This is a genomic window from uncultured Microscilla sp., from assembly GCF_947493425.1.
In the GTDB taxonomy this organism is placed as follows: Bacteria; Bacteroidota; Bacteroidia; order Cytophagales; family Microscillaceae; genus Microscilla.
On the sequence record NZ_CANLRP010000284.1, the window covers coordinates 1 to 6,000 of the forward strand.

Annotated in this window: 4 protein-coding genes; all 4 read right to left on the bottom strand. The window is 39.6% G+C overall.

From position 1 onward, the window contains the following. Positions 1-231: 231 nt before the first annotated feature. On the bottom strand, positions 232-3,534 hold the full coding sequence (locus Q0954_RS32390; protein ID WP_299465661.1) for a hypothetical protein: 3,303 nt from the start codon (positions 3,532-3,534) through the stop codon (positions 232-234). Then, positions 3,506-4,372: an ABC transporter ATP-binding protein gene (locus Q0954_RS32395; RefSeq protein WP_299465664.1), complete on the bottom strand. Its 867-nt coding sequence runs from the start codon at positions 4,370-4,372 to the stop codon at positions 3,506-3,508. Before Q0954_RS32395 ends, Q0954_RS32390 begins: the two co-directional genes overlap by 29 nt. 224 nt (positions 4,373-4,596) lie before the next feature. Then, positions 4,597-5,013, bottom strand: a complete 417-nt coding sequence (locus tag Q0954_RS35110) for a MauE/DoxX family redox-associated membrane protein (RefSeq protein WP_366916775.1) — start codon at positions 5,011-5,013, stop codon at positions 4,597-4,599. 4 nt (positions 5,014-5,017) lie between these two features. Further along, entirely contained in the window at positions 5,018-5,920 is a 903-nt protein-coding gene (locus Q0954_RS32400; protein WP_299465667.1) for a TonB-dependent receptor, read from the bottom strand. Positions 5,921-6,000: the final 80 nt, after the last annotated feature.

The following is a 6,000-nucleotide window of genomic DNA, read 5'->3' on the forward strand; positions in this document are numbered from 1 at the left end:
ACTCCCGACTCTGGACTAAATTACGAATGGGCGCTGAAAAACTCTGGTCTACTGACTCCCGACTCTGGACTAAATTACGAATGAGGGAGCTCACTTTCACAAGAAGTTGTTTATTGGCAGGGGCAAACCAAGGCAAAAGGCAATTCAATCTTTAAGCATTGATTATAAAAAAGGATAAAAAACTACCCCAGGCATTAACTGGGGTAGTGAGTTAAAAAGGCTAAATGATTCCTATTTCTCTTTTACTTTTTTAAATACCCGATGAAAGTATTTTGCATCAGATGAGGGTAATTTGTTACACCAGTGATTGAGCAAAGGCTGAAAAACTAAATATTGGTCTATTTTGGTAGACTTATATTGTTTTAGTAGTGTCATTGCTTGTTGTATACCCAGTTTTTGGATCAGATTGTACATCTCAATGGCTCCCTTATTAATTGCCAAATATTCCACACCATCAGACCTTATCAATGGAGGTTCTCCATTACTATCATTGTTTCTTTGTCTCTCATATTCACTTTTCTTTTTGTCCAATAAAATTTGCGTTGCCTCATTACCCAGCTGTTGTTTCACAAAGCTAAGTGCCAATGCCTCTGGAAGGGCTATTTGTAACATATCAGCTCCTTGTACATTGGCAATTCGCAAGTTTTGTTGTACCCATTGTTTACTTACTTGTGCTGCCACAGTCAAATGTAAATACGCTTTTTCTTTGAGTTTGGCAGTAGAAGCCAACCATCCCTCTTTTTCCGAAATAGCAATTAAATTTTTGCTGGCATAAAACTTTTCCTGATAGTATGGAATTTCTACCATCCTCAATTCTTTACCAGATAAAGTACCAAGTTTTTTCTGTACAAACCCAATGGCTTGATGCAAAATTTTCTGGTAGTATTTGGTATTAAAGTCATGACCAGGATGGTGAAGAATTTGAGTCATAATTTGCTGAACATTCCCTTGTAAGATAGCATACCGCCCAGAGCCTATTTGCCAGTTGAAAGGTGATTTTTGATTTATTTGATATTTGAAGTAATTACGGTTTTTCAATTGCCACTTTTTAACTAGTTCCCCTGATGCTACACATATTTGTGGGGCAACCGTGCTCAATCTTAAACTTCCAGTCACCCATTCAGCATCTTCGGCATAAGCATCTTGTTGGAGCGCCTGTTGATTGGTTATAGCAGCTATTCTGGAAGGCAACTTCGCGAGTCCTTGCTCAACCCGCTTGCGGTTATCCTTTAAGGTTTTACTCTGGTCGTATCCTAGTATAGGCAAAAACTCCTGAATACTACCAAAAGAACCATTTTTCATCAAATCTGCTTGAGCATCTTCGCCACTCTGAGTAAAACCTTTGTAGCATTTTTCGGCAATCAATTTTAATGACAATGTAGCATTGGGAGCTACCACCTGAGGCAATACGTAAGCATATAAATTTTGCGTATCGTCTTTCCAGGCTGGTTTGAGCAGAGTATTTTGAACTTTGAGTGATTGAATCGTGACAAAGTCTTTTAGGTTCAAATAAAGTGTATCAGTAGATGACTTTCCAGTGTTTTTCAAAAGGATTTGGGCTTTGTAGTTTGCTTTTCGTTTTTCGGGGTAAAAATCTAACTCCAGGTCCACTTTTGTGTATTTGAGAAAAGCTTGTTTCTTCAGGTAACTATACTTACGCTCATAAAGTGCCAATTCGGTTTCCTCTTCAGCGCTGGATTTAAAGTTACCATAAACATTGACTCTTTTGTAAATAAAAGATTGCAAGAATACAAAACACACCAATAAAATGAATATGCTCACTCTGCCTGCTAAGTTAAGTTGACGACCACGCAATATTAGCTTTTGATACCATTTACTGGCTGTTCCACGATCCCAAAATTGAATGCCTAATAAAACAAATACTATTGCCAGGGATGTCCACATCAAGAAATACCAAAAAGCTGAAACGCCCCAAATACCATAACCACTAATGGTAGAATAATCTTCAATGCCAGGTATTATGGCAAAACCAAATCGGACTTCTTCTATTAGCCCTAGCTCAAAGCCCATTAATAGTACAAAAAAATGCCCAATAGCTAAGACATGAGTCAGGTAGCGATTGCCGGTAAGCCCAGCTACAAAAAACACCAAGGCAATTTGCAATACATAGGTTAGCCACCCCCATTTATAGCCCAGCAAGTCGCTCACGTACAACCCTAAATCAATTTCGCCCCAGCCTCCTTGCAAAGTTTGAGAAACGATTCCCAAAAACATGAACGATAACGAAAGCACCAAGGCTACTCCGGCCATGGCTAAAAACTTAGACAATTGTGTAACCCATACCGGAATGGGTAAAGCTCCAGTGATTTGCCAAATATTCACGATTTTATCCTTGAAAAAGAGCTCTCCTGCCCAAATCATTAACAGAATCATAATGAATACTCCAAAGGTTATCCGAAAAAAGGTGAAATTAGACGTCAACGGTACTTGTGGACCAATGTAGTAGCTGGCGTTCCACAATACATTTTGTAAAAACACCATCAACAATATAATGCCTAAAATGACTTTAAAACCCAAGGGACGCACCACGTTTTTAAATTCAAGCAGGGCAAGACGAAATAATTTTTTGATAAAATCAAGGCTGCTAAACGATAATTCAGGAGCCTGGGATATTTTTATTGGGTCAACTACCAGCATAGGCGGAGTTACCTCTTCTTTGATTTTTTTTACTTTCTTACCACTGATAAAGTACTTAAAGGAAAACTTGTGGTAAGCCAATGCAAACAGCACCAGAGTAATTCCAAACCATAATGCCCGGTTAATTAAAAAATACTTGGTCATGCTTAGGTAAGCTGTGTTTTTTTGAACGGTATTGTAATGGTCTAGTATATCAGAAATGGCTACATAACTAAATGGTTCGGCAATAATCAATAGTGCAGAAGCGCCTGAACCTTCGGCTCCAGACTGCATCACCAAAAACAACATGACCGTAATGAGTACAAAAAGATAACCTGCCGCCATGTTTCTAAAAAATACTACCGAGGCAAAAATGATTGCGGTAAGCAACAGCAAGTTAGGCATGAGGAGTAACACAAACCCGTGAATCATTTGCCCAATTGGGGCGGCTCCAAACAGCGAAGTATCACCAATGCCTGAGTAGGGGGTAAGCAACATTCCTATAAAGTATCCCAAGGCAATCAATACATTGATGGCATAAGCAGCTAAAAAACGCCCCAAGAAAAACTGTTTTTCATTGATGGGAAAAGTGTATAACCATTGACCAGTTTTATACTGTAAGTCTTTGTACAAGGCTGTCCCGGTAATGATGGCAACAATGATAATCATTAACATACCTCCACCAGCAAAGTTTTTATAAAAGATGGAAGCAGCATTCATCAAGATGGCGTCGCTGCGATAAAAGTCGTAAGTACCTTTGGTGTACCAGATTCCCTGAAAAACCAACATCAAAAAAAACAACAGGGTAGTCCAGTTGCCCAGCCTTAGCTTTAATTCAAATTTTAATATTTTACCTATCATAGTTTTCTCAGTCAGCAATGGTTTGAAAATAAACATCTTCTAAATTGGGCTTTTTGATCACAAAGCCTTCTTCGGGTTCGCTATCTTGAATCACTGTGATAAGCATTTTGCCTAAATGAAAACGATAAGAAACTACCTGGAAAGCTTTCTGGTATTTTTCAAGTTCACTTTTGTCAATGGTTTTTTCCCATATTTTGCCCTGTAGTGCTTGTGCTAGTTGCGCTGGTTTGCCCGTGAGTAGAACCTTGCCATGACCGATAATAGCCATGTCGTTACACAAAGTGCTTACATCCTCTACTATGTGAGTAGATAGGATGACCACAATGTTTTCGCCTATTTCTGAAAGCAGGTTATAAAAACGGTTTCTTTCGGCAGGGTCTAGACCAGCTGTAGGTTCATCTACAATGATGAGCTGAGGGCTACCCAAGAGGGCTTGAGCAATGCCAAAACGCTGTTTCATTCCACCAGAATAGCTGTCTAATTTTTTCTTACGCACCTCATAAAGGTTTACTTGCTGTAGCAGTCCAGCTACTTGGCTTTTCCGATCTACAAGGTGCTTAATTCCTTTCATATCGGCAATGTGAAGGAGTAGTTCTTCGGCAGTTACATTGGGGTATATCCCAAAGTTTTGCGGCAAATACCCCACAAGTTTGCGTAGCTCCTGTGGATGACTGAAGACATCAATGCCATTAAAACGGACGTTGCCCTGATCGGCGTCCTGCAAAGTAGCCACTGTACGCATTAAGGTAGACTTGCCTGCGCCATTTTGCCCCAATAGTCCAAACATGCCTTTACCAATATTGAGATCAACCTCTTGCAAGGCTTTTACACCGTTGGGATAAGTCTTAGATAAATTTTGTATTTCGAGTTGCATATATTTCAAGTTTAAAAAAATAATGATTGGAAAACTGTTGGTTAGTTGCAGCCCATTCACTCACTTACCAACCTTGTTTGACTTTGATCATTGGGCTGCTAAAAAAACTTGCGAATGATGAGATAAACCCAGAGAGTAATCACCAAATCGATGATGGCAGCCCCAAGGTACATTCAGTCACTCTGTGTAAGTCTTCATTTAATATCAATTCTTTTGCTGACTATTTATATCCATGATTTTTGAGGTTTGAGCAATACCTTTTGTAAATCGCGGTGATGAGGCATTATCAGCATGATATTTAAAAAGAATATTACCCCATCAAACAGAAGATAAAAGGCATTTTTAGAGAAAAAAACGTGGGTCATCCAAAGGCACAAAATGAGAGGAATTAGCATAATGCTACCTAGAAGCTGCGTTTTTCTGAAAATTAAACACAGCCCACACAATGCTTGAAAAAAACCTACAAAATACAGGTAACCAACACTTTGTAATAAGTGATAAAACTCAAAAAAAGCTGGATTACTATCAGCAGTATTGGTTTTAAATACTGAGGGGTCATAAGGCAAAAACAGTTTCTCGATGCCTGCATAAACGAACAATAAAGCCAGCAAAAACCGAATAATATAACGAACAAAATGCATTTGACTAAAACTTGAGGGTAAGTGTAGAACCTAAGGTGCGGGGCAGACCATAGCTGGCAAACAATCCTCCTCCCGAAATTCCATAGCCATAGCTAAAGTAGACTTCATTGGTGAGGTTTTGTGCCCACAGCCCTAGAGTTACCCCTTTGTAGCCAATGGTCAGGCGGCTGTTCAATAATCCATAAGCCTCTTGTTCGAGGTTGTTTTCCGGATCAAAGAACATGGCAGTTTGGTATTGGTAATCTACAGTTATGCCAAGGCTAATTTGACCAAGCTTTTTCTGATAGTTGAGTCCCAGGTTGCCATTCCATTGTGGCGAATACCCTTGCCTGTTTCCCCGATTATTGACTTCTCCGGCAAATCCGATAACTTTAAAATCAGTAATTTCGGTTTCAAGATACCCTAGATTGGCTGTGGCTGTCAGCCCCGAAAGTATCAGCCACTCAGTTTCTAATTCAAGCCCATAACTAATACTTCTGCCAATATTATCTCTGCCAAAGTTGAAAGTGTTAAGGTCTATAAGTGTGAACAATTGCTGCCCCTCATAGTCTATATAAAATCCTGTAAGGTTGGCTCTGAGGCGCTTGTTCCATAAGGTTGTTTTAAGCCCTACTTCATAGTTCCAGCTAAACTCTGGGTCAAACACCATGGTGTTAACATCGGTAGTAAAAGGGTTAATCCCTCCCGGACGATAACCACGTGCTACATTGGCATAGGTCATTATTTCGGGAGTCATTTGATACGACAGCCCTACTTTTGGTGAGATGGCACTATAGGCAGCCATTTCGTTAAAGCGAGCCGGAATAAGCCCCAAAGCTGGAAAAGCATAGTGAGGGTCGCCATTCCTGAGAAAAGACTTGTCTACAGTAGTGTGATTACGCTCCATCTCGTAACGTAGCCCTCCTATTACCTTAAGTTGTAATTATTTCAATGTATTTAAGTCGTTTATTTTCAGTACTTTATTGCTATCTGATTTTGCAAAAGGTC